The sequence below is a fragment of the Pseudomonas sp. P97.38 genome (assembly GCF_001269745.1).
Taxonomy (GTDB): domain Bacteria; phylum Pseudomonadota; class Gammaproteobacteria; order Pseudomonadales; family Pseudomonadaceae; genus Aquipseudomonas; species Aquipseudomonas chlororaphis_E.
This window is the reverse complement of the sequence record NZ_LHVJ01000015.1, coordinates 364,459-386,130: the sequence shown is the minus strand read 5'-3', so window position 1 is coordinate 386,130 and position 21,672 is coordinate 364,459. Positions and strand designations below refer to the sequence as shown.

Annotated in this window: 22 protein-coding genes; 2 read left to right on the top strand and 20 right to left on the bottom strand. The window is 60.3% G+C overall.

The window, feature by feature from the left end:
• Positions 1 to 137 precede the first annotated feature (137 nt).
• Positions 138 to 2,411, bottom strand: a complete 2,274-nt coding sequence (gene rlmKL, locus AD664_RS11925) for a bifunctional 23S rRNA (guanine(2069)-N(7))-methyltransferase RlmK/23S rRNA (guanine(2445)-N(2))-methyltransferase RlmL (RefSeq protein WP_053146742.1) — start codon at positions 2,409 to 2,411, stop codon at positions 138 to 140.
• A gap of 532 nt (positions 2,412 to 2,943) precedes the next feature.
• On the opposite strand from rlmKL, the gene rmf reads away from it, so the two are divergent.
• A complete protein-coding gene (gene rmf, locus AD664_RS27005; protein WP_003223300.1) occupies positions 2,944 to 3,159 on the top strand; it encodes a ribosome modulation factor in 216 nt (71 codons plus the stop codon).
• A 326-nt stretch (positions 3,160 to 3,485) separates the two neighbouring features.
• Here rmf and AD664_RS11920 read toward each other — a convergent pair whose 3' ends face one another.
• A complete protein-coding gene (locus tag AD664_RS11920) occupies positions 3,486 to 4,505 on the bottom strand; it encodes a quinone-dependent dihydroorotate dehydrogenase (protein WP_053146740.1) in 1,020 nt (339 codons plus the stop codon).
• A 92-nt stretch (positions 4,506 to 4,597) separates the two neighbouring features.
• Here AD664_RS11920 and AD664_RS11915 point away from each other — a divergent pair, with 92 nt between their 5' ends.
• Positions 4,598 to 6,211 carry a hypothetical protein gene (locus AD664_RS11915; protein ID WP_256207098.1) on the top strand — a complete coding sequence of 538 codons (1,614 nt, stop codon included), beginning with the start codon at positions 4,598 to 4,600 and terminating at the stop codon, positions 6,209 to 6,211.
• 209 nt (positions 6,212 to 6,420) lie between these two features.
• Here the strand turns inward: AD664_RS11915 and AD664_RS11910 are convergent, their stop codons facing one another.
• From AD664_RS11910 to sctT, 18 genes are all read right to left on the bottom strand, one after another.
• Complete coding sequence (locus tag AD664_RS11910; RefSeq protein WP_053146738.1) at positions 6,421 to 6,867, bottom strand: hypothetical protein; 447 nt, start codon at positions 6,865 to 6,867, stop codon at positions 6,421 to 6,423.
• Positions 6,848 to 7,549: an HrpE/YscL family type III secretion apparatus protein gene (locus tag AD664_RS11905; RefSeq protein WP_053146736.1), complete on the bottom strand. Its 702-nt coding sequence runs from the start codon at positions 7,547 to 7,549 to the stop codon at positions 6,848 to 6,850. The genes AD664_RS11910 and AD664_RS11905 overlap by 20 nt, the downstream gene beginning before the upstream one ends.
• The gene (locus tag AD664_RS11900) at positions 7,521 to 8,087 is read right to left on the bottom strand and encodes a secretion system protein (RefSeq protein WP_053146734.1); all 567 of its coding nucleotides are present in this window, start codon (positions 8,085 to 8,087) and stop codon (positions 7,521 to 7,523) included. Before AD664_RS11900 ends, AD664_RS11905 begins: the two co-directional genes overlap by 29 nt.
• Positions 8,074 to 8,796 (bottom strand): EscJ/YscJ/HrcJ family type III secretion inner membrane ring protein, encoded by a 723-nt coding sequence (locus tag AD664_RS11895; protein ID WP_053146732.1) that lies wholly within the window; start codon positions 8,794 to 8,796, stop codon positions 8,074 to 8,076. Before AD664_RS11895 ends, AD664_RS11900 begins: the two co-directional genes overlap by 14 nt.
• A complete protein-coding gene (gene sctI, locus AD664_RS11890) occupies positions 8,793 to 9,101 on the bottom strand; it encodes a type III secretion system inner rod subunit SctI (RefSeq protein WP_053146730.1) in 309 nt (102 codons plus the stop codon). Before sctI ends, AD664_RS11895 begins: the two co-directional genes overlap by 4 nt.
• A 58-nt stretch (positions 9,102 to 9,159) precedes the next feature.
• Positions 9,160 to 9,420 carry a type III secretion system needle filament subunit SctF gene (gene sctF, locus AD664_RS11885; RefSeq protein WP_042730845.1) on the bottom strand — a complete coding sequence of 87 codons (261 nt, stop codon included), beginning with the start codon at positions 9,418 to 9,420 and terminating at the stop codon, positions 9,160 to 9,162.
• Between the two features lie 7 nt (positions 9,421 to 9,427).
• Positions 9,428 to 10,603 carry a PrgH/EprH family type III secretion apparatus protein gene (locus tag AD664_RS11880; RefSeq protein WP_053146728.1) on the bottom strand — a complete coding sequence of 392 codons (1,176 nt, stop codon included), beginning with the start codon at positions 10,601 to 10,603 and terminating at the stop codon, positions 9,428 to 9,430.
• Between the two features lie 126 nt (positions 10,604 to 10,729).
• Complete coding sequence (locus tag AD664_RS11875) at positions 10,730 to 11,224, bottom strand: transglycosylase SLT domain-containing protein (protein WP_053146726.1); 495 nt, start codon at positions 11,222 to 11,224, stop codon at positions 10,730 to 10,732.
• Positions 11,221 to 12,480 (bottom strand): winged helix-turn-helix domain-containing protein, encoded by a 1,260-nt coding sequence (locus tag AD664_RS11870; protein ID WP_083454181.1) that lies wholly within the window; start codon positions 12,478 to 12,480, stop codon positions 11,221 to 11,223. The genes AD664_RS11875 and AD664_RS11870 overlap by 4 nt, the downstream gene beginning before the upstream one ends.
• Before the next feature lie 543 nt (positions 12,481 to 13,023).
• Positions 13,024 to 14,385, bottom strand: coding sequence for a hypothetical protein (locus AD664_RS11865; protein ID WP_256207097.1), 1,362 nt, complete (start codon positions 14,383 to 14,385; stop codon positions 13,024 to 13,026).
• On the bottom strand, positions 14,372 to 14,731 hold the full coding sequence (locus AD664_RS11860; protein WP_053146722.1) for a hypothetical protein: 360 nt from the start codon (positions 14,729 to 14,731) through the stop codon (positions 14,372 to 14,374). The genes AD664_RS11865 and AD664_RS11860 overlap by 14 nt, the downstream gene beginning before the upstream one ends.
• A gap of 125 nt (positions 14,732 to 14,856) precedes the next feature.
• Positions 14,857 to 15,102 carry a phosphopantetheine-binding protein gene (locus AD664_RS28180; protein WP_371260956.1) on the bottom strand — a complete coding sequence of 82 codons (246 nt, stop codon included), beginning with the start codon at positions 15,100 to 15,102 and terminating at the stop codon, positions 14,857 to 14,859.
• Positions 15,103 to 15,139: 37 nt separating this feature from the next.
• Positions 15,140 to 16,237, bottom strand: a complete 1,098-nt coding sequence (locus AD664_RS11855) for an IpaD/SipD/SspD family type III secretion system needle tip protein (RefSeq protein ID WP_053146720.1) — start codon at positions 16,235 to 16,237, stop codon at positions 15,140 to 15,142.
• Positions 16,238 to 16,250: 13 nt separating this feature from the next.
• Positions 16,251 to 17,303, bottom strand: a complete 1,053-nt coding sequence (locus AD664_RS11850; RefSeq protein WP_053146718.1) for a cell invasion protein — start codon at positions 17,301 to 17,303, stop codon at positions 16,251 to 16,253.
• 28 nt (positions 17,304 to 17,331) lie between these two features.
• Complete coding sequence (gene sctE / locus AD664_RS11845; protein WP_053146716.1) at positions 17,332 to 19,092, bottom strand: type III secretion system translocon subunit SctE; 1,761 nt, start codon at positions 19,090 to 19,092, stop codon at positions 17,332 to 17,334.
• A 2-nt stretch (positions 19,093 to 19,094) separates the two neighbouring features.
• The gene (sicA, locus tag AD664_RS11840; RefSeq protein WP_047737409.1) at positions 19,095 to 19,577 is read right to left on the bottom strand and encodes a type III secretion system translocator chaperone SicA; all 483 of its coding nucleotides are present in this window, start codon (positions 19,575 to 19,577) and stop codon (positions 19,095 to 19,097) included.
• Positions 19,578 to 19,858: 281 nt separating this feature from the next.
• On the bottom strand, positions 19,859 to 20,893 hold the full coding sequence (locus AD664_RS11835; RefSeq protein ID WP_053146714.1) for an EscU/YscU/HrcU family type III secretion system export apparatus switch protein: 1,035 nt from the start codon (positions 20,891 to 20,893) through the stop codon (positions 19,859 to 19,861).
• Positions 20,868 to 21,671, bottom strand: coding sequence for a type III secretion system export apparatus subunit SctT (sctT, locus tag AD664_RS11830; RefSeq protein ID WP_053146713.1), 804 nt, complete (start codon positions 21,669 to 21,671; stop codon positions 20,868 to 20,870). Before sctT ends, AD664_RS11835 begins: the two co-directional genes overlap by 26 nt.
• Position 21,672 lies beyond the last annotated feature (1 nt).

Genomic DNA, 21,672 nt, shown 5'->3' with positions numbered 1-21,672 from the left:
CGACTCAAAAAGGGCCAGGCAGAAGGTTCAACCCGGCCACAGGCTAAGTTATAGCTATTAGCCATCACTTTGACCAGCCCCAAGATGAGCTGAAAGCCTTGAGTTACAAGGCTTGCGTGGATCCAATCAGTAATCGGTCAACGGGCCATGATCTTCCAGGCACGGTGGATCTTGCCATTGCGGGCAAAGTCCGGATCGATGGTCTTGGCCGTGATTTCTTCCACCGCGTAGCGCTCGCCGAGGTTGTCCTCGAGCTGGAACTTGCGGAAGTTGTTGGAGAAATACAGCACGCCACCCGGCGCCAGGCGGGCCATGGCCAGGTCCAGGAGCTGGACGTGGTCGCGTTGCACGTCAAAGATCCCTTCCATGCGCTTGGAGTTGGAGAAGGTCGGCGGGTCGATGAAGATCAGGTCGTATTCGTCGCGACTGGCTTCCAGCCAGGCCATGACGTCGCCCTGCTCCAGGCGGTTCTTGTCGGAGAAACCGTTGAGCGAGAGGTTGCGTCGCGCCCAGTCCAGGTAGGTTTTCGACAAATCGACACTGGTGGTGCTCCGAGCACCACCCTTGGCCGCATGGACGCTGGCGGTCGCGGTGTAGCAGAACAGGTTGAGGAAGCGCTTGCCGGCCGCCTCTTTCTGGATCCGCAGGCGCATCGGCCGGTGGTCGAGGAACAGCCCGGTGTCCAGGTAGTCGGTGAGGTTGACCAACAGCTTGACGCCACCTTCGTTGACCTCGGTGAAGGTGCCCTGGGCGCTCTGGCGCTCGTATTGCTTGGTGCCGCTCTGGCGTTCGCGACGCTTGATCACCACGCGGCTCTTGTCGACGCTCAGGGCCTGGGGAATGGCCGCCAGGGCATCGAACAGTCGGGCCGAGGCCTTTTCCGGGTCGATGGATTTCGGCGCGGCGTATTCCTGCACATGGACCCAGTCGTGGTACAGGTCGATGGCCATGGCGTATTCCGGCATGTCGGCATCGTAGACCCGGTAGCAGTCCACGCCTTCACGTTTGGCCCACTTACCCAGCAACTTGAGGTTCTTTTGCAGGCGATTGGCGAACATCTGCCCGCCTTCGCTCAAGCGTGCCTGTTCCACCACCGGGGCGGGGACAGGAGCCGGCTTGATCGGGTTACCATTCTTGTTGTACTGGCGCTCCTGCGGTGCTGCGGGCGCTTGTTGGTCAAGGCGAGCCTGTTCGCGCTCGGCCTGACGCTGTTCCGGGGTGCGACGCTCGCCGGTGACGAACTGGTCCGGCAGCACCTTGATCAGCAACAACTTGCACGGCAAGGCGCCGTTCCAGAACGAATACTGCTTGTGGCTGCGGATGCCCATGCGCTTGCCCAGGTCCGGCGCGCCGGTGAACACCGCGGCCTCCCAGTTCAGACAAGCCTGGCGCAGGCGTTCGCCGAGGTTCTGGTAGAGGTAGAGCAGGCTTGCTTCGTCGCCCAGCCGCTCGCCGTACGGTGGGTTGCAGATGACCAGGCCTTTCTGGTTCTGGTCCGGGCGGGGTTCGAAGGTGGCGACTTCACCCTGATAGATCTTGATCCACTCGCTCAAGCCGGCACGCTCGACGTTATTGCGGCCCGGCTGGATCAGCCGTGGATCAGCCTCGTAGCCGCGAATCCACAGCGGCGGCCTGGCCAGCCCGGCGGCGGCGCGGGCGGTGGCCTCTTCGTGGAGTTTCTTCCACAGCGCCGGCACATGGCCGAGCCACGCGGTGAAGCCCCATTGCTGGCGACGCAGGTTCGGCGCCATGTCGGCGGCGATCATGCCGGCTTCCACCAGGAACGTGCCCACGCCGCACATCGGGTCGGCCAGCGCCCCGCCTTCGGCGGCGATGCGCGGCCAGCCGGCTCGGATCAGGATCGCGGCGGCGAGGTTTTCCTTCAGCGGCGCGGCGCCCTGCTGCAAGCGATAGCCGCGCTGGTGCAGGCTGTGGCCGGAAAGGTCGAGGGACAGGATCGCTTCGCCACGGTCCAGGCGCAGGTGGATGCGCAGGTCCGGGTTGAGCTTGTCGACGGACGGCCGCTCGCCCGACGGGGTACGCAGCTTGTCGACGATGGCATCCTTGACCTTCAAGGCGCCGAAGTGGGTGTTGTCGATGCCCGAACCGTGTCCGCTGAACTCCACCGCCAGGGTGCCGTCGGCCAGCATGTGGTCTTGCCAGTCGACGTCCAGCACGCCGTGGTACAGGTCGTCGGCGTTCTTCATCTCGAACCGCTTGAGGACCAGCAGCACCCGGTTGGCCAGGCGCGACCACAGGCACAGGCGGTACGCGGTCTCCATGTCGGCCATGCCGCGCACGGCCGAGGTGTGCTCGCGCGCCTCTTCAAGGCCAAGCCCGACGGCTTCCTCGATGAGCAGGCCTTCGAGGCCCTTGGGGCAAGTGAGGAAGAGTTCGAAACGGTCGGACATGGGGATTCCAGCGCCTTTGGCTAAGTGGACCGGGCAACGCATTGCCGGGTCGGGTTCAGTCAGGTGCTTTTCTCAAGAGCACCCGCGTGGCACGAAGGTGTGCCTCTCCACCCTCGCCGCTCAGGTTAAAAGAGCTTAGATGCGGGGGCAGATAAAAAATTCTGTGCAACAAATTGTGAAAACCCGACCCTTTCGTCGAATAGTACCCGAGTGCAACGGGAGGACATTCTCATCCGGGTCAGGACCGCGCCTTTGAGCGCAGGGCTGATCATACAGGGGTCTTGCTCAAAAGCGGACGCTGAACATCAAGTTACTTATCGCCCTAACATCTTTATTGTTACGTGCTTATGACAAAACGATCATTCCATCCATGTGACGCTTTGGTTAGAACTCAACACAGGTTGACGTCGCCACGGCGCCAACACCTTGGCTCGTCACGCCGGCAACGAGCCACCAACGGCAGAATGATTCTGCCCCGGCCCCGACAAGGGCCGACGCTAAAGAAACAGTCAACAAGTGAGGGCAACACCCTATGAGAAGACTTAAGCGTGATCCGTTGGAAAGAGCATTTTTACGCGGTTACCAATATGGCGTTGGTGGTAAATCCCGTGAGCTTTGCCCCTTTACTCTACCGTCAGTACGTCAAGCCTGGATCAATGGCTGGCGAGAAGGACGCGGCGACAACTGGGACGGTATGACCGGCACTGCGGGTATCCATAGACTCAACGAACTTCACGCCGTCGGCTGACACAGGGCTTAACACTCGAGAACTCGACAATCTGATGTGCCAATCGATTTAACCACGCGCGTCCCATCCGGACGGCGGGCTACGGCCCAGGGGCTCCTTCGAGGAGCCCTTTTTATTGCTTGGATCTTATGAACAACGCCGATGCCTGGCTGTGAACACAGGTGTGGCGAGGGAGCTTGCTCCCGCTGGGCTGCACAGCAGCCCAAACACCATCACAAACGGTGATTCAGTCATATCGCGTTAGCAGATTTCGGGAGTGCTTCGCACTCCAGCGGGAGCAAGCTCCCTCGCCACACTGGATTTGCCCGATTTTCAGAAAGTCTGAATCAACCCAACGCCGCAATCGCATCCACCGACTCACGAATCAACGCCGGCCCCTTGTAGATAAAGCCCGAATAGATCTGCACCAGGCTCGCACCGGCGCTGATCTTCTCGGCGGCATGCCGTCCCTCGGTGACGCCGCCCGCCGCGATGATCGGCAAACGCCCCGCCAGTTCGGCGGCCAGGACCTTCACGGTGTGGGTGCTCTTGTCACGCACCGGCGCGCCAGACAAGCCGCCCGCCTCGTCACCATGTTCCAGCCCTTCGACACCTTCGCGACCCAGGGTCGTGTTGGTGGCGATCACCGCGTCCATGCCGGTCTCGATCAGGGCCTGGGCCACCTGGGCGGTTTCTTCGTCGCTCATGTCCGGGGCGATCTTGATGGCCATCGGCACATGCCGGCCATGAATCACCGCCAGTTCCGCACGACGACGGGCCAGGTCGGCCAACAGTTGCTTGAGGGAGTCACCAAATTGCAGGCTGCGCAGCCCCGGCGTGTTCGGCGAGCTGACGTTGACGGTCACGTAGCTGGCGTGGGCGTAGACCTTGTCCAGGCAGATCAGGTAATCGTCGACGGCGCGCTCCACCGGTGTGTCGAAGTTCTTGCCGATGTTGATCCCCAGCACGCCCCGGTACTTGGCCGCCGCCACCCGGGCGAGCAAATGGTCGACACCGAGGTTGTTGAAGCCCATGCGATTGATGATCGCCTCGGCTTGCGGCAGGCGGAACAGCCGGGGCTTGGGGTTGCCCGGCTGCGGACGCGGGGTGACGGTGCCGATTTCCACGAAACCGAAGCCCAACTGAGCGAACCCGTCGATGGCCGCACCATTCTTGTCCAACCCCGCCGCCAACCCGACCGGGTTAGGGAATTCCAGCCCCATGACCGTCACCGGCAATTTCGCCGGGGCCTTGCACAGCAAACCGTTAAGCCCCAGCCGCCCACCCGCGCCGATCAGGTCCAGGGACAGGTCGTGGGAAGTTTCCGGGGAAAGTTTGAACAGCAGCTCACGGGCCAGGGTGTACATGGGCGGGTTTGACTCTGGGCAATAAAAAGTGACGCGAGTATACCGGCCAGGACGGCTAGCGGCGAGAACCCTGGCGATTGCAGGCTACATCTTTGTCTCCCTGCACCACCGCCAGCACTTGGGAGCGTTATTTGATAGTGGTGAGCGCAAAAAGCCTTCAAAAGATCACTGCAGCTGCGATTGCAGCATTCCAGTCACGTTCCGCCATGCAGGATCAGAAAATGAACGCCGTTGACACAGCCCGGCCGGCCACTCAATCGATTAATCCTATTCACTCCCATGAACCGCACACGGTGATCGATATCGACTCACTGGAAGCCACCCTTCGGGAGATCGATCAGCAGATCCCTACCGAACACAGGGCACCGCTCTCTTCGCAAGACATGGAGTTTGCCTTAAGCAGCGTAGAGGGTGCGATCCGTAAGATCATTGACGAGCGAAACAACAACGCTGAGCCCGCCTCTCCTCTTCTACGCGACGTCGATCTGCTGATAGAAGACCCTGGCAGCAGCTTACCGAACGCCACGTCCGAGCTGGAAAGTGGCCTTCTGGCATGCCTCGAAGATTTGAAAGGCTCCGTGGAGCCCGAGCGATACATATTGCGTGCTCAAAAAGTCCTGGCCTATCTCAGCGACCAACTGGGCAAATTGGCCCGTAATGAACTTGAAGGCGAGTTTGGACGCTGGGCCGGCAACGTGACGCACTCCGTCTTACGCACGGGTCTTGTCACCGCTACCCTGACGGTGGCTAGGCAACTGATTGGATTTGCCCTGGAAAAACTTCTTCAGTCCAGCGCCGCTTCCCCGCTGACACGCAACGTCATCGGCTCGATCGTCCAGATGATCGGTCCACTGTTGAACGTCCTGGGTGCGGTCAGAGACGAATGCAACGGTACGGCAAACCAGGAAACGCGCCTGGCCCGTCTGCTTACGCTCACCCTATCGCTGGTTACCTTCGCCGCCGCGGTCACCGTCCCCTCCGCGCTGCCGGCCTTGGCTTCCTTTGGTTCACAAATGGCGCTCTACACGTTTGCCCAAGATATGGTGAGCCTGTTCTGCCCGACCGGCGACAACGCCAAGGCCAATCCCGGTGGTACGGCCGTCGCCGGCCTGCTCAATGGCGCTCTGCAATTTCTGTCGTTTACCGCAATGAACTACACCGCCCCCCATTCCGGTCCCGGTTATGTCATGGCTCAAGGTAACAAGCCTCCTGCGCATGAGGCAGAAGGCCTGGCTTTTCAACTGTCGGCCTGGCTTGAACAGCAGAACGCCAGGGCGCCCGACGCAAACCTGTCACCTGAGGCCCGTGCCAGCCAGATTGTCGAATCCCTGATCCCGGTGCTGGGACACGATGGGTTGCGAGGTCTCTACAACGGCGGCGCTGACGTCCTCGGCCAATTGTTCATGGGCGAAGCGATGCACGCCTTCCAGGAAACCCCCTCCAAGGACGGCTTCCGGATTACCCCTCTTACCGGACGCATACCCACCGCCGAGCAGATAGGTAATCAATTGTTTTCCACGAATGCAATACGAACCTCCGTAGGCCAAGTCATCATGGCCGTCGTCATCTCGGCTTCCCGGTACTTTTCAACCCTGCCAATTCCAAAAGAATGGGTAGACCATATCGCCAACGCATTGGTCGCCCTGGTGGTATTCGCTATACGTCCCGGAACAACCTACGTCAACGCGCGTACTCAGCCAGGATAAGCACCTTCGGCACCCGTGTTTTCTGCCTGACACAGCTGGTTCAGGCAGAGGCCAACCGTGGCGAGGGAGCTTGCTCCCGCTCGGCCGGGCTCGCGCACCAGCGCGAAGCGGCCCTGTCCTGGGGCTGCTGCGCAGCCCAGCGGGAGCAAGCTCCCTCGCCACGAATGATTACCCGGGTCCAGCATTCGTTGTACCAACGGAGGTCCGGGTCACCACTCACTCCTCTCCCACGCCTCATCCCCCATCGGCTCAAACACTTCACGCATCCACCCTGTGACAAACACCTCCATGGCAAACGCCAGCCCATTGGCGCCGCTGATTTCCTTGTAGAGCCGGGACTTTTCCAGCCCCTCGTCCTTCAATCGAAACAGCACCTGCAACGTGACCGCCTTCAATGCGCTTGCGGTGGGGTACGCCGCGGTGTGGCCGTCTGGCCCTCGCAGCCCGCGCAAAAATTCATAGAGGGCCTTTTCGCCCTGCCCCTCCATCCCTAACAGCCATTGATACAGTTGCTCGAACCCAGGGTCAGGACGCTTGGTGTCGGTCAAGGGTTCATGGGCGGCCAGCAAACGCGATTCCAATGTTTGCACCGGGGAGCCGGCGTCGCGATCGAGGGCAACGGTGCCGGGTGTGGGTTCAATCTTCACAAGGCACATCGGCAGGCGCGGTGTGTGGGGCGAAACTGGCGCACAGCGCCGACAGGGCTTGCAACGCGGCCTGGTCCAGCACGCGCACCGAATCCGGCAAGTCGGCAATGCTCGCCAACAAGCGCGGCGCGAGCCGCTCGCGCGTGGCCTCCAGGTCGAACTCCAGCAGTTGATCCGCCAGCCGCAGCACGTAGCGATCCTGCGGGTGGTACTCCAGGTGCAGTTCACCCGACCAGTGCTTGCCCACGCACTCGCGCATTTCATCGCCGCGCGGACGACAGTGTTGCGGCAATAGCACCTGCAACACCGCGTCGCTATCGCCGGCTTGCCCGACCAGCCAGCGCGCCAGCATGTCGTCCAGCCATTGGGGCTGATTCAAGGCCTGGGCGAGCAGATCGCCCGCAGCCCGGATCAGTTGCTGGTGTAGTTGTTGGCCGAGGGTTTGGGCGGTCAACAAGCCTTCCGCCAACTGCCCGGCCGCCCGCAGGATGCCCTCGGCATACCCCTGCCGGAACGCCTCGGCGTGCACCGCTTCGGCCTCGCGCCGCGCCTGTTCGACACATTCGCGGGCCCGGCGCTGGGCGTCGAGTTGCAGGCGTCGACGGCGGCGGGCAGCGGCGATGTCCTCGCGGGCCAGGTGCACGTCTTCATCGACGGGCAGGTCAGCGATGGATCGGATCGAGTCGAGCATGCTGCACCGCCAGAAAGAAAAGCGTCGGGTCCGGTTCAGGGACCGGCCACTGCCGGTGCAAGCCCACGACCGGTTCGGAAAACTGCAAGGCCAGGCACTCCAGCAGCCACGGTGGGACCTGCGTGTGCCAGCCCCACAGCGCATTGAGGCCGGCCGCTTCGACCTGCGCGATTGAAACCGGCAGGCCCGCGACCGGCAGGCCACCGCGGGCACCCAGGCGACAGCCGGCGAAGCGGCGCACCGACGCCGGCAGGCATCGCCATGCCGCCCCTCGCGCCAACGCGGGCAACAGCCGATAGGCCCCCATCAGCAACGCCACGCAAGGCAGCTGCCGCCAATGGCGAACCCACTGTTTTGCCACGCCGCCCAGCGCTGTCGAAGGCAGCGCCAGTGGCAGCGCCAGCCCATCACGCAGCATGTCATTGAGCAGCCGGCGCGCCTCTTCGCCCTCGAAGTCCGGCGGCACCACCAGGCGCTGCGGGTGCAGATAAGCCAAAGGCTCGGCGAGAAGACGCCGCAGGCATTCAACGTCCGACATCACGTCGCCTCACGCCGGCAAAGTGATAAAGCCAGGCCGCCCCACCGGCCACCAATAGTCCGCTCATCACCCCCAACAACCACGGCCAGGGCGAATACCCACGAGGGGCGAGCCGCGACGGCGCAACGTGCTGGGTGGGCGAGCGCCTGGACAGCACCACCGAGATGTTCTCGTAGTCCACCGCGGCGAAACTGTTCTTGAGGAAACGCTTGATGTCGTTGATCAGCAACTGCGCCTCGACGTCGCGCTCATGCAGCACCACCGCCGAGAGGTGCACAGGCGCAGGCTTGCGACCGCCCTCGCCGGCGTCCAGGTCATAACTGATATGGACCCGCGCCGACACCACGCCTTCAAGCACCCCCAGCGACTGCTCGACGCGCTGTTCCAGCGCCGAATACAAACGGGCCTTTTCCGCGCGGGGCGAGGCCACCAGAGCGTCGGCGGGAAACATCTCGGAGACTTGCAGACGCGGCCTGGAAGGCAGCGCGTAGAGGTTGAGCAGGTCGACGGCGGCAGCAAAATCCGGCGGATCGATCTTCACTGCGTAACCGGTCTTGCCGGTGTCGACCTTCACCGCGGCAATGTTGTTGCGCTGCAGCACCGACAGCACTTCGTTGGCCTGTTGCTGATCCAGCCCCTCCAATAGGCTCGGCTGGCGGCACCCCGCCAGGGCCAGGCACAGCAACACGCAACAAAGGCTCGTTCTCATGAGGCACGCAACAGGGTTTCGGCGGTGCCCACGGCTTTGCGCACCATCACATTGAGCAAGTTGATGTCGACGTTGTATTGCCCCGTCAGCTCCTGTAACTGGGCCAACACGCCTGGGTCGGTGATGTCGGGGCGGCGCAGCAACTGACCGATGGCCGAGACATCCTGCCCGCTGTCAACGAAAGCCCTGGCATAGCTGTCGATCAGGCGCGACTCCAGCGAAACGATCGGCCCCTCCTGGGGGCCATGCAATTCAGCGATGGCCAACCGCTCGATGGCCGACGGGTAAAGACCTTGCAAAGGCATACGGTGCACTCCTGAAAGGGCCATCGTCACACGCGATGGCCAGCCGAAAGAGAAAGCGTCAGCGCGCCGCCTGGATGATCGCCATGTCGATGTCCTTGAAGCCCTTGATCGTGTTGGTCTGGGCGTTGCGAAAGACCGTGTACGAGGAAAATGCCGTTTGATAGGCCGCCAGCAGGCCGGGGTCGGACGCATCGTTTTTCAGCTTCTCCAGCGCTTCGTCCAAGGCTTCCTTGAGTTTCTTCGCACCCTCTTCGAATGCCGCGGCCTGCTCGCCGAGAAAGTCATCGGGGAATGTGATGGGGAGTCCGATACCAGCCATGCGTCACCTACTCTGTCTGATTTAGAAAATGCCAGGACGAAGACCCCGTCTTGACGTAGCCCTGCGGGCCGGTTTGAAACGACTTGCCCTTGAGCGCGTCGTCCTTGAGCTCGACGGTGAAGTGCACGTAGCGATCCCCCCACTGCCGGTAAAAATCGTCGACGTACTGGCGCGCCGCAGCCAGCTCGGCATCTTGCAAGTTACCCTCGACGGCAAACGTGACACTGTCGCTGTGCTCGACCCGGCTGAAGGCCAGCGAGAGGCGTTGCAAACCACTCTGGGCCAGGTCAGCCAGCCTTCGGTCGTCCTGCATCTGCAGCACGACATCGCGGGCATAGGGCGCCGCCGCCAGCAGTGTTTCGAGCAGGCGCGCCTGGCTGTCGGGTGTGAGCAGGTTGCGTTGTGCGCTGAGCCACAGGCGCGGCAATGACGGGTCCTTGAGATCGAGCACATGCCAGGCCAGTTGCGGGTCATGGTCGATCAGCACCTGCTCCAGCCGACGCCGCTCCTGGTCCAGCACCCGCACGGTGCCGGCCAGCGTGGGGTGGCTCGTCAGCACCTGACGGCTCCAGCCGGCATCGCGCTCACTGGAAACGAACACGTACACCGCCTCATCGCGCCCGCCCAGCACCTGCACCTGGGCACTGGCGCCGGCAATCAATGCACGAACAGCGGTTTCAGGCGCCGGTCCCGGTCGCGCCACGAAGCCGAGCGCAATCGCCAGTGCAGCCAGCACCAGGCCGCAGGCGATCCAACGGGGCCGCAGACTGTTCCACGCGATGGGTGCGGCTGCATGATCAGGCGCAGCGCTCGGATGCTTGAAAAGATCGGGCGCCCAAGCTTCGTTCTGGGCTCGCAAGGCGATGTACAAACCACCGACCTGGACCCTGGCCTGGAAGGCCACATGGCGAACCTCGACCGAATCGCCGAGCACCCGCAACGGCACGCCCTGCGGCGTGGCCTGATCAGCCAGCACCTCGAAGTTACAGCCACCGGTCTGCAGCGGAACGAAAATGGCCTCGGCAGGCACACTGGCCGAAAGTGCGCCCTCCTCCAACAGCTCCACCGCCCCGACCACGAACACCGTGGTGCCTTCGCCCAGCGCAAACTCGCAGCCCTGCAACGGGCCATTGAGTATCCGCAGGACGCAAGGCTGTAGCGTAGGGGCCGTCGGCACTGTCACCGTCCAAACTCCAGGGCAGTCGAATGAGCCGCCATGGTAGGCACTGCGCAAGCAGGCTTCCTGATCGAAATCTGCCGGTTGTGCCGCGTAAGGGATCAGAATCCCGAGCAAGCCCCGTGGCGAGGCTCATCCGTCCGACGGTTCGGTTGCAGGTCGTCCTGACTGGCCCTGAGTGAGCGCTTGATAGCGCTGCCAGACCTTGCTCGCATAGCGCAGGCGTGCGGCCTGGCGATGGGGTGAGTTGCCCGCGTTGTAAGCGCCGACCGCCGTCCAGTTGTAACCATGGCGGGCGATGAATTCGGCCAGCACCGACGCCCCGACTTCCACCGACAGGCACGGTTCTTCCAGCAACCGCCGCTCGGTAATTCCCTGGCGTTGCAGGCGCGGCAGATGGCTGCTGTTGACCTGCATCAGGCCTATGTCGCGGGTGCCGTTACGGTTGTGGTTGATCGCGCCAGGCCGCTGTCCCGATTCGACGTCGGCAATCGCTTGCAGCAACTCGGGCTCGATGCCATGCAACTGCCCGGCCTGGCTCCAACACCAGGCATTGGCCTGCGTCGCGCCCAGGCACAGGCCGAGACACACCGGCCAGCACAACCAAGCATTGCGACGCCCCTTCATGCCAGGCGCCGCTCGCCGGCCCAGGTCAGTTGCTCGTCAATGCGCACCTGCAACAGCCGGGCCCGGACACAATCGGGATCGTGCGCCAGGCACTGATCGATGACTTGTGCCGCCAGTTCGTTACGGCGCCAGAACCAGTGATGCCAGGCGTGAAAGTACAACACGTCCGCCTGATCGGCCGACAACAGGCAGCGTCGGAACAACACCTCGGCCGCCTGTTCGCAGCCGCGCAGACTGGTAAGCAAGGCCAATCGCGTCAACGCCGGCAGGCTGCCGGGGTCCAGCGCCAAGGCCTTGGAAACCGCCACATGGGCCTCTTCGATGGCCCGCTCCTGATCGACCACCCCGATCATCGCCTGCCCGAGCCAGACGTCCGCCATGCCGCACCACGGTGGCGCGTACCCGGCATCGAGGTTCACACACTGCCTGAACAGCACCGCCGCATCGCGCAGGCTTTGGGCCGTGTGCCGTTGCACGCGGCACAGCCCATTGAGATAGGCCACCGCCACCGGATAGGCACCACACCGATCACCCACCGGGCGTAGGCCGGGTACGCGCTGGGCCACCAGGCACGTCAGCGCGCCCAACGCCTCGCCGGCATCGCTGGCCTCCAGCGTCTGCCCATGGAGCAACGCCTGGTCGGCGCCGCGCATCAATTCGACCGACCACAGCGGCGCCGCGCCCGAACCGCTGAAACGCCCGCTCAGGCAGTAATCCACCGACAACCGCCCGACCCACGAGCGCACATCCTGCACGGGCCCACAGGCCGCGATCATGCCCGAGGGAATGACCCGCAACGCCTCACCGAACGCCACGCTCAACTGACGGATCATTACATCCTGCAGATCCAGCGCCGCCGTCTCGTCCAGATTGCGAAACGGCAGCACCGCCAGCGAAGGCGCCGTAGCCCTTGCCTGGCTCGGCCCATCGAGCGCCACCACCGGGCAGGTGAAACGATACCCCTGGCCGTACACCGTCGCGATGAAATCCTTGTTGTCCCTGAGTAACTTGCGCAAGGCATAGATGCAGCGGGTCAACGATTCCTCGGCCGTGTCCATGCGGGGCCAGACCTGGTCCAGCAGGTGGTCCTTGCCGACCACCGAACCCGCCGAACCCAGCAACAGGCGCAGCACGTGCAATTCTTTAGGGGGAACATGGACACCTTGTCCGTCTCGCGTCAGCGTTCCATCGCTTTGCAATAGCCAGTGGTCGAACACGAATGACCGGTCCGGCGTTTGATCAGTTGTACTGTCCATACTCTGAGACTTCTCTATAGAAAGTGACTGAAGCGCGATTGAGCCTGCCGGCAGGCAGGCTCAGGATGACGAGCTGCGTGACTATAGGAAGATGCGTAGGGGGATTCCGTAGGCTTTTTAATTAACCAACGTAGGAAATTACGACACAAGCAGTAAGTAAACCACATACCCACCAGAAAGCTGCAATACACGCAGGGAATAAAAATTGACGCCCCTATAACGCCAACATCAGAGCAGGCAAGTTCAAAAGCAGCTTAAGCCATGCAAAAAGGACAAAATCAAAGACAGTTATAACGACATTAAAGCGCTAGAAACCCCGTTTAAAACCTATCCTAAAAAAAAAAAAAAAAAAAAAAAATAATTCCACACTATTGAGCCATCAAATCCTAAAGAAACGAAATCAGCGCTATAGCTAAACAAAATCCAATAGAAGAATATCAATAACTGAGCAGTCAGCGCCTCTAGCTTTCCAACGGAAGACCAGATCGCTAACTGCTCAGTTTTTTTCAAGCAAGCCGCTAAGTACGGACCCAGCCAAACAAATTACGTTTCATGCAATACCGCATTAGCATTATCCAGCGCCGCCGCACCAATCGCAGTTTTCCTAATATCCTCATAAGAATCCTTATGATCATACGCCAGCATTTCCGCACCATTGTAAACGCCTATTGAAGCAAGCATTATTTCATGATAGGAATGATGATCCTTTGGCGCCATTAGGTTGGCAAGCATCACAAGCCTTGCCTCTTCCAGCGAAGGAATCTCCTTCATTTCTGGATTAGTGAAAGTTAGCATTTCACTGCACATCGCAAAATGGTTCAAATAACGCAGGGTATGTCCACTGGGTCCGGAAGTAACCGGTTTACCGTGTACAATAGCTTCAAACACCCATTTATTAACGTTTTTGTCCTCATCATCAGACACCCTAACGACGTTGGACCTAGCCCCTGTAGTATGCTGTCTGTACTCGGCACCTAATGGATTACTATCACGAGCATTACGCTCATCCTCAACAAAAACCTCAGTACTCCAATTTATATGCAATACATCTTTCAACAAGGTCTTTCGTTCGGACACACTGAGCGACTGTAGAATATTCAATATCCCATCGTTCAAATCCACCTGCGAGATACCGACCTCCTGGTACAAATAATTCTCCACATCGCTCTGTCTAACAAGAAAATCCCCCCACCTGTCTGCGATCAAATTACGCATCTCTTCAGTATACTGAATAGGATTCTTAACTTCAAAAATCTCCAAATCAAAGCGATGGCTATTCCACGGATAAATAGGATTATCAGGAGATCGAACATGATTAAACATGCATTTTCTTCGTTCCATATTACCTATATCGTATTCTTTACTTTCAGCTTTTATTAAGGTCGCAAGGACATGGGCATCCAAAGTATCCTCATCCGCCAGCAACTCTTTAGCGCCCCCAATATAGAGACTTTCCTCTCTAATTTTCTGCTGTTGTTCCAAGCTAAATTCGGAAAAACTCATCGGACTACCTGTTACTTCTCTGATACTCCTTGCAATCAATGTCAATTCCGGATTACAACTCAGATTCTTCCCCAAAAACCGCTCGATTTTTTTATTTTCCGTTACTTGCTCTTTATATGGACTTTGATCAAACACATTTATTTTTTTCTCTTGCTCTCGCGCCTGTAATTCCTGAATTTTTTTCGAAGGCAAAATAGTGCTATTCGATCGACTTCTAAAACCAGCCTCGTCGACTGAATCCGAAGACAGCCTATCACCTACCAACTGCTGCACCACACTCTTTAAGGCCTCTCGATCCTCCGCTGAAGCAACAACCGCATCAGCGAGCAGACTCTTATTCAACTCCGACAAACAGGTAAAGCTATGTGCTCGTGCCACACCGGAAATTTCAACTGCTAACAAGACTAAACTCCTCAAGACCCATTCGTTTCACCCTAAACAACATTCGCTCCCAACAGGAAATCATTTCCCCCAGGACGCATAACCAAGAGTCAGCGCATACATCTTCCATCAAACTGAAGTAAGCAAGCCATCCATCACTCACAAGTTCAATATTACCGACTTTCTCAAGGTCATCCGACACCAAAGCTTCGTTCAAAATCTGTATTTCATTCTCCGTCAGAAAAAAAGATATGCGTAATAGGAACACCATAACCAATGCCCCATCGCCGGACTGAAAGCTGAAAAGCCCGTTACTACCTAGATCCAAGCTAAAATCACCAGACTCATCGACAAACACCTCTTCCACACGATAACGCCCTCTAACTTCTTCTGAAAATATCTCTATTTCACTCTTAATATCTGACTCGACAGATGTTCTACCACTCCTCGCGCGCACCTTTAACTCCCACCATAAACTCCATATACGCCCCCTCAACACCAGGCACACCGCACTCCCATGTTATTATTTTCAACTGTACTTATAACGTCCGACACCGTTCTCCAACCGGCTATTTCACTCGGTGCCAGAACCAGCTCAAACACCTCATCTACAATCATAGCCAGCTCAACGAAATCCATTGAGTCAGCGTTTAAATCCTCGATCAATCGAGAGCAGCCACTTATCTTTTCAGCCTTCAAAAAATAACCGGAAAACAACTCAATTATTCTAGACTCCACACACAACTCAGTCACAGACACCTCCGCCACTTACACTTCAAAAATTCAACATCGCCCGCAACATATCCGCAAACTGATTCAAATGCGCCGACAGCGTCTTGTTGAAGTTGTCGTGGTAGGCATTGGCGTTCGAATACTTCTGGGTCAACGACTGCAGCAGGTTCTTCATACGTTCTTCCTGGGCGTTGAAGCCGGTCTGCCACTGGTTGTACTTGGCGGTGTCCCAGGTCACGGTGCCGCCGCTGGCGGGCAGGCCGCTCTTCATGAGGTTGAGCGGGTCGAGGTCGATGACCACGCACCAGGTGCCGTCACCGTTTGGCTTGAGACACCTGCCGGGCAGGCCCAGGGCCTTGAGCCATTTCTCGGCTTCGTCCTTGCTGGCGCCGCCTTCCCCGGGTTTTGGAAACAGCACCGAAGCCGGATTGGGGTGGCTGTATTTTTCGATCAGCCGGGTCAGTGCGGCGCGCAAGGCGCCGGCATCGAGCTTGACGTCCTTGCCGTCGTTCGCACCCTCGGTCCAGTCCTTCATCTGCGCGGTGATCTCGGCGTTGAAGTCGGCGAAGAAGTCCGAATAGGCGGCGATGATGTGCTCGTAGCCGGCGAGGTAGCCGTTTTTGATCAGGTCGATCAGCTCCAGCAGTTTCTCGAAGAAGTCATTGGAGGAATTGATCCCGACATCCAGGGCCTCCGCTATTTCGAGAGGTTTATCCCGCTCCAAGGCTTGCTTGAGGCTGCGCAGTATTTCGCCTTGTTCGTCGTTGAGCTGACGCATTCGACTTTCGTCCAGAAGCGTGGACTTCATGCTGTGGCTCATCACCGCACAACACTGGCGAGCTCGCTGGGCCCACATGTGCGCGCGATCGCGCTTGGCGTGGATCTGCTCGAGAAGCTCCGGGATAAACCGTTGCGCCACGGACTCGGTGGTCATGCCTTCCAGCGACATGGCGTTGAATGGGCTCTTGAGCATATAGGCGATACTGCGATTCATTGCACTCATGGACCGATCAAGAAGTTGCGTCAGGGAGCTGACCGTTTGAATCTCAGCGGGTATCTCCGATAACAACGGCGCATCGACCATAGCGTCTACGTTGGGCAGCAATACGACTGGCGTCGGTATGAATTTGGTGATTTCCATGGTTCTCTCCTGCTCAAGCCGTCACTGCGCGAATAACGTCACTGCGCGATTGGAAAAGCTGCATCACCATGTCCATCAGCTTCTGCAACAACGCGGCTTCGGCCGCGTCTTTCTGCGCGACTTCATCGGCCAGGCCCTTCTGGCTGTTCTGCGCGCTTTGCTGCAGCACTTCCTGCTCCCGCGCGGCGTGCTCGGCGAGGCGCACCACGTTGGCCACTACCTGGCTTAAGTTCATCGACATGGCGCCGAGGGCGCGGCCGATTTCCAGTTTTTTCTCGATGCCCTTGCTGCCCATCTGGCTCAGCCAGTCGGAGGTCTGGCCGACCTTCTGGGCCTTGAGGATCTCACCATCGAACCAGGCCTGTTCCTGGGACGTCAGGGTGGCGCCCTTGGGTTTGAAATCGACAGTGGTCGGACGGGCGAAATCATCCAGGGTGTTGATCTTGTAGGTGGTCTTGGGGTCCCAGTCCTCCCGCTGGCGCTGCAGCTTGAGGTCGCGTTCAAGGTTGCCGGCGTCCAAGGCGTTGCGCCTGTGCAGGTCGATGTCGGCGTGTTTCAGCGCCTGTCCGTGAAGGGTCTTGACCATGGAAAAACCGGCGACGGCGCCGGACACCACGGCTGCGGTGATGGCGCTGTACAGCGCCGCCTTGCCGGACTCGACGATGGCCCTGCCCTGGGCCTTGGCCGCGTCGGACGCCATGACGGTGAAATGGCCGCGCAGTTGCGCATTGGCGACGCGTGCGATGTTCAGCGCGATGATCGCGGCCACCAACACGTTGGCGTGTTTTTCCCAGGCGCCGGGGTCGAAGATCAGTTCGTTGCGCGCGTCGTCGCTGAGCATCATCGAGGCCGCCATGAAGTCTTGCCCATCCGTTTCGGTGGGCTGATAGGCGTTGATTCTGCGTTCGAGCTCAGTCGGCGCGATGAAGCTGTCGCGGTCGAGTACCTGACTGGCGGTGGCCGCGTCGAACACGGCGGAACCGGAACGATAGGTTTTGGACGGGTGCTCTGGGTTGGCATCGACCCGTACAGGGGCGATCCCGCTCGTAGCGTAAGGATTGATCATCTCGGATACCTGGGGTCAGTGATTGATTTCAAACATGCCGAACCATGCTCAGGCTCACGGCATGGCTGCGTTGCAGGTCGGCGAAGACCTGTTCGATCTGTCGGGTCCTGTCACGCATCGCTTGCCCGTAGTCCTCGACCACCTGGGTCAGGTACCGGCTGATTTCCTCGCTGATCGCCATGCGCACCCGCACGTCCGCCAGGTGCACGGCGGCCTGGGCCTGGTGCTTGCCGCTCTGGATCTGCAACCCGCCCTGCACCGCCACGCTGCCGAATTCGGTCAGGGCCTGGGCGATCTCCAGGTTCGCGGCGTAACGGGCCAGCGTCACCGGATCGGCGCCGTGAGTGATGAACCCACGCAGTTGGGTCAGCGCCTGCGTCAGGGCGTTACCGACCGACGACGCCATCTGCTTCATGGCTTGCATGGCGGCGGGTGCTGCCTGGGCGGCCACGGAAGCGAGTTTCGAAGCGACGGCACTCACCATTGGCCCGATCACCTGCACCCCGACCATGGCGACCAGGGCCACCGCCGCCAGGGTCGAGATCACGCCCTGGATCATGCCGGCGATCTGGGCGATGTCCCGGGCCTTTTCGGGATCGACGCCGAAATCGATCAAGAGCTGGGTGTAGAGCTCGGTGAAGCGCTTGATGGCTTCCTGCATGACGACGGTCAGCGGCTTCATGGCCTCGGCCATGAATGACTTGCCGGTTTTTGCTTCCACCACCGCATCGCCGATCATCACCGCTGCGCCAACCACGCCCACCGCGATCAGTACTGGGTTGGCCGTCAACACGCCAGCGACAATGGTGGCAGCGCTCAAGATCGCCCCGACGATCTTGCCGATGCAGCCCATGGTTTTCTGCAGTGCCTCGGCCTTGCGGACTTCCTCCAGGTATTTATCCGACTCACGCTTCATGTGCTCCTGAAGCTTGACCTGCAATTCCTGGAACAGCTCCTGGCTGAGTTCCTCCTTGTTCTGCGCCGCCTCGCCCAGCAACTCGATGATCTTGAGGCGATTGAGCAACGCCAGCGCGCTGCTGCTGAGGGCTTTTTCATCCGTCTCTTGCGTGGCGGGGCCGCTCATGCCGGACACCACTACCCTGGCGACCAAACCGCTCAAGGTGTTGGCAAAGGCATTGGCGATCCCGATCAGTTTCAGGTGGGCCTCGGTCGCCGCGTTAAAGGCTTGGGTGTGGCTCGCCAACTCGCCCTTGAGCTGGTCACGACGGCTCAGCTCTTCAGCGTACTCGGCGGACCCTGGGTCCAACTGCGCCAACCGGGCTTCGCTTTCGGCCAGCAAGCCCTGCGCATGCACGAGCCGCTCATGCAATTGCTCGAGATGCTCCTGGCTGCTGCCGACCTGCCCTTCGGCCGCCGCCCAGGCCTGGAGTGCCGCGGCGTAATCGGCCGAGAGGTTTTCCAGCCCCTGTTGCCGGGCGCTCGCCATGCTCTGCAGCATCGCCAGGCGGTTCTTCAGTTTGTTGACGTCGACTTCACCGATCAGCTCGCTGATCATCGCCATCAACAAGGTGAACAGGTCGCCATTGGTCTCCTGCCTGTTGCCGTCGGCTCGCAGCGGCGGATGCAGCACGGGCCGGCCCAGGCTGGCGGTGGACGGGCCACCCTGGCCTTCGTAGCGCACCGACATCAGGTCCTCCAGCGCCTTCTGGCCCGCCTCGCGGTACTGCGTGGTCCTGGCGGCCTGGCTGGCGGCGGCGCCGTAGCGCTCAAAGGCCTCGGCGCGGTTCATCGTGACGCCCGGGTACGCGGGGCGGGTAATCTCACTCATGTTCAGTCCTCCGAACATTGCTGTTCCATGTGGGCCAAGGTGTCGAGATACACCTTGGCCTGCTCGCGCAGATCGTCTTGCGTGGCTTGCTCAAGCACATACTCGAAACACAACCGGGCCTTGCCAACCTTGCCCAGGGCCAAGTGACACTGGCCGGTGTAGAGCATTGGCCGGTAGTCGTCCTTGCCTTGGGCGAAGGCAATCGCATACAGGTCGATCGCTTTCTGGTGGTCTTGCTTGAGCTGGTGCACGGCCGCCAGTCCCATCCAGTAATGGCTGTTGTAGAAGTCGTAGATGCACAGGAAGTGGAAGAACTTCTGCGCATCGTCCAGGCGCCCCTGCTCGTAGAACTCGAAGGCGAAGGCATAGAGGCTGGCCATGTGTTCGTCACTGATGCCTTGCACGTCTTTCAACGCCGCGCCCGCGAGCACCGCATCGACGACCTCCAGGGCCACCTGCTCGTCTTGTTTGTTGTTGCGACTCATCGGCCCCACTCCTGAAAAAATGCCAGCGTCGCTGACGGGTGCATTGAGCCAAACCGCGGGTGGGGGCGCTGCCAAATTGCGCTCATTGCGGTGAGTGCCTTCCCCTGGTCGGCAGAAATCTTTTGTGGCGAGGGAGCTTGCTCCCGCTGGGCTGCGCAGCAGACCCCGCAAGACCTCATCCGGCAGCCTGATGCATCGCGTTGTCGGTTTTTTGGGGCCGCTTTGCGACCTAGCGGGAGTAGCTCCCTCGCCACGGGTTGGGTGCCGGGATTGGTGAGGCCTCACGCCTGCTCCACCTGCTCCAGCCAGATCAGCAACCGCAGCACTTGCTCCACTTCCTGCACCTGGAGAAAGCTGTAGCGCTGGTGGGTCTTGAAGATGCGCCGGGCCAGGGCCACGTCGTTGACCACCGGCACCCCCACCTCCTTGGCGTACGCCCGCACGGCCAGGGCGCGCTGGTTGGTTTCCATCAGGGAAATGAACGGCAGCAAGGTGATTTCCGGGCGGAAGTACACGCCGATGGCGATGTGGGTCGGGTTGGCGATGATCATGCGCGAGCTGCGCACGTCGGACTTGACCTGCTCCGACAGCAGCTCCATGTGCAGGTCACGGCGGCGGCCCTTGATCTGCGGGTTGCCGTCCTGCTCCTTGTGTTCGCGCTTGACCGAATCCTTGTCCATCATCTGGTCCTTCATGAACAACCCGTACTCGCACACCGCATCGAGCACGACGATCAACACGACGCAGGCCAGGAACGCCAGCACCAGCACCAGCAGCAAACGCCCCCAGATCGCGAACAGATCGGGGGCCTGGGCGAACAGTTGGGCAAATAGCAGCGGCCGTTGCGTGACCCAGACGACCCATAGCGCCAGGGCGAAACTGCCCAGGTACAAAAGCGCCTTCACGGTGTCCTTGACGGTGCGCAGGCTGAACAGCTTCTTGAAGCCATTGACCGGGTTCAACGCGCCAAAATTGAGTTTCAACGCTTCGCTGGCCAAGGCAAAACCGCTTTGCAGCAAGGCCGGCACGGCGCTGGTCAGCACGCACACCAGTAACAGCGGCAGCAACGCTTCCAGCCCCAGCAGCACCCACATCATCGAGTACGCTTGCAGGTCGGCGTCAAAGCCGCTGTCGATGATCCGCCGGTAGACCTCCATGACCTCGACCAGCGAGCTGTTGAAGACCAGGTAGCTGATACCGCACAGGGTCAGGCAACTGATGACCAGGTCCTTGGCCTTGAACGTCTGGCCTTTGCGGGCCGCATCCCGGAGCCGCTTGGCCGTGGGTTTTTCAGTCTTCGAGGCGCTGGACGACATGCCCGCCCTCTTCAACATCCAGGTAGTCGGCCAGGCCTGCGGACATGCCGCCCATGCGCAGCACTTCATCCGGCAGGTGCACGCCGAAGTACAGCATCAGCACCACCAGCGCCACCAGGCTCTTGACCGTCAGCGACACCGAGAACGCGTTCATCTGCGGCGCATAGCGCGAGAGCAAGCCGAGCAGGGCTTCACTGACCAGCAACGCGGCCACCACCGGTCCACTGATCACCAGGGTCTTGCCCACCAGCATGTCCAGCAGGGCATGGATGGCCGGCAGGTTCATCGCGCAACCACTCACCGGCGCGCACAGGCGATAGCTCTGGGCAACGGTTTCAAGCATCAACAGCAGGCCGCCACCTTCGAGGTACACCACCGCGGCGAACAACTGGAGAAAGTTCGCCAGCTCCGAGGTGTCGACGCCGTTGGCCGGGTCCACCGTGCTGCTGAGCATCGCGCCGCGCTGGTTGTCGATCAGGTTGCCCATGGCATGCAACACCCAGAACGGCCAGCACAACAGCCCGCCCAGCAGCACGCCAATGCTCGCCTCACGCAGCATCAAGCCAAGAAGCGCCAGGCTGTCGAGGGCGGGCACGGGCACGCCCACATAGGCCCAGAACCCCAGTGCCACCAGCACGATCACCGCCTGGCGCGGCACGCCGGTGAGCACACCGCTGTTGAGGAACGGCAGCATGAAGAACATCGGCGCCAGGCGTGCCAGGCCCAGGAGCGCGGCGGCAAACCCGCCGTACAGCTCGAAGAACAAGGTCATCGACATC

What these genes read in the sequence shown, in the direction of transcription:
- AD664_RS11855 (WP_053146720.1), bottom strand. Translation starts at nt 16,237, where the DNA reads ATGGAAATCACCAAATTCATACCGACGCCAGTCGTATTGCTGCCCAAC.
- sctT (WP_053146713.1), bottom strand. Translation starts at nt 21,671, where the DNA reads ATGTCGATGACCTTGTTCTTCGAGCTGTACGGCGGGTTTGCCGCCGCG.
- rmf (WP_003223300.1), top strand. Translation starts at nt 2,944, where the DNA reads ATGAGAAGACTTAAGCGTGATCCGTTGGAAAGAGCATTTTTACGCGGT.
- AD664_RS11905 (WP_053146736.1), bottom strand. Translation starts at nt 7,549, where the DNA reads ATGCTCGACTCGATCCGATCCATCGCTGACCTGCCCGTCGATGAAGAC.
- AD664_RS11895 (WP_053146732.1), bottom strand. Translation starts at nt 8,796, where the DNA reads ATGAGAACGAGCCTTTGTTGCGTGTTGCTGTGCCTGGCCCTGGCGGGG.
- AD664_RS11850 (WP_053146718.1), bottom strand. Translation starts at nt 17,303, where the DNA reads ATGATCAATCCTTACGCTACGAGCGGGATCGCCCCTGTACGGGTCGAT.
- rlmKL (WP_053146742.1), bottom strand. Translation starts at nt 2,411, where the DNA reads ATGTCCGACCGTTTCGAACTCTTCCTCACTTGCCCCAAGGGCCTCGAA.
- sctI (WP_053146730.1), bottom strand. Translation starts at nt 9,101, where the DNA reads ATGCCTTTGCAAGGTCTTTACCCGTCGGCCATCGAGCGGTTGGCCATC.
- AD664_RS11835 (WP_053146714.1), bottom strand. Translation starts at nt 20,893, where the DNA reads ATGTCGTCCAGCGCCTCGAAGACTGAAAAACCCACGGCCAAGCGGCTC.
- sicA (WP_047737409.1), bottom strand. Translation starts at nt 19,577, where the DNA reads ATGAGTCGCAACAACAAACAAGACGAGCAGGTGGCCCTGGAGGTCGTC.
- AD664_RS11900 (WP_053146734.1), bottom strand. Translation starts at nt 8,087, where the DNA reads ATGTCGGACGTTGAATGCCTGCGGCGTCTTCTCGCCGAGCCTTTGGCT.
- AD664_RS11920 (WP_053146740.1), bottom strand. Translation starts at nt 4,505, where the DNA reads ATGTACACCCTGGCCCGTGAGCTGCTGTTCAAACTTTCCCCGGAAACT.
- sctF (WP_042730845.1), bottom strand. Translation starts at nt 9,420, where the DNA reads ATGGCTGGTATCGGACTCCCCATCACATTCCCCGATGACTTTCTCGGC.
- AD664_RS11870 (WP_083454181.1), bottom strand. Translation starts at nt 12,480, where the DNA reads ATGGACAGTACAACTGATCAAACGCCGGACCGGTCATTCGTGTTCGAC.
- sctE (WP_053146716.1), bottom strand. Translation starts at nt 19,092, where the DNA reads ATGAGTGAGATTACCCGCCCCGCGTACCCGGGCGTCACGATGAACCGC.
- AD664_RS11875 (WP_053146726.1), bottom strand. Translation starts at nt 11,224, where the DNA reads ATGAAGGGGCGTCGCAATGCTTGGTTGTGCTGGCCGGTGTGTCTCGGC.
- AD664_RS11910 (WP_053146738.1), bottom strand. Translation starts at nt 6,867, where the DNA reads ATGTGCCTTGTGAAGATTGAACCCACACCCGGCACCGTTGCCCTCGAT.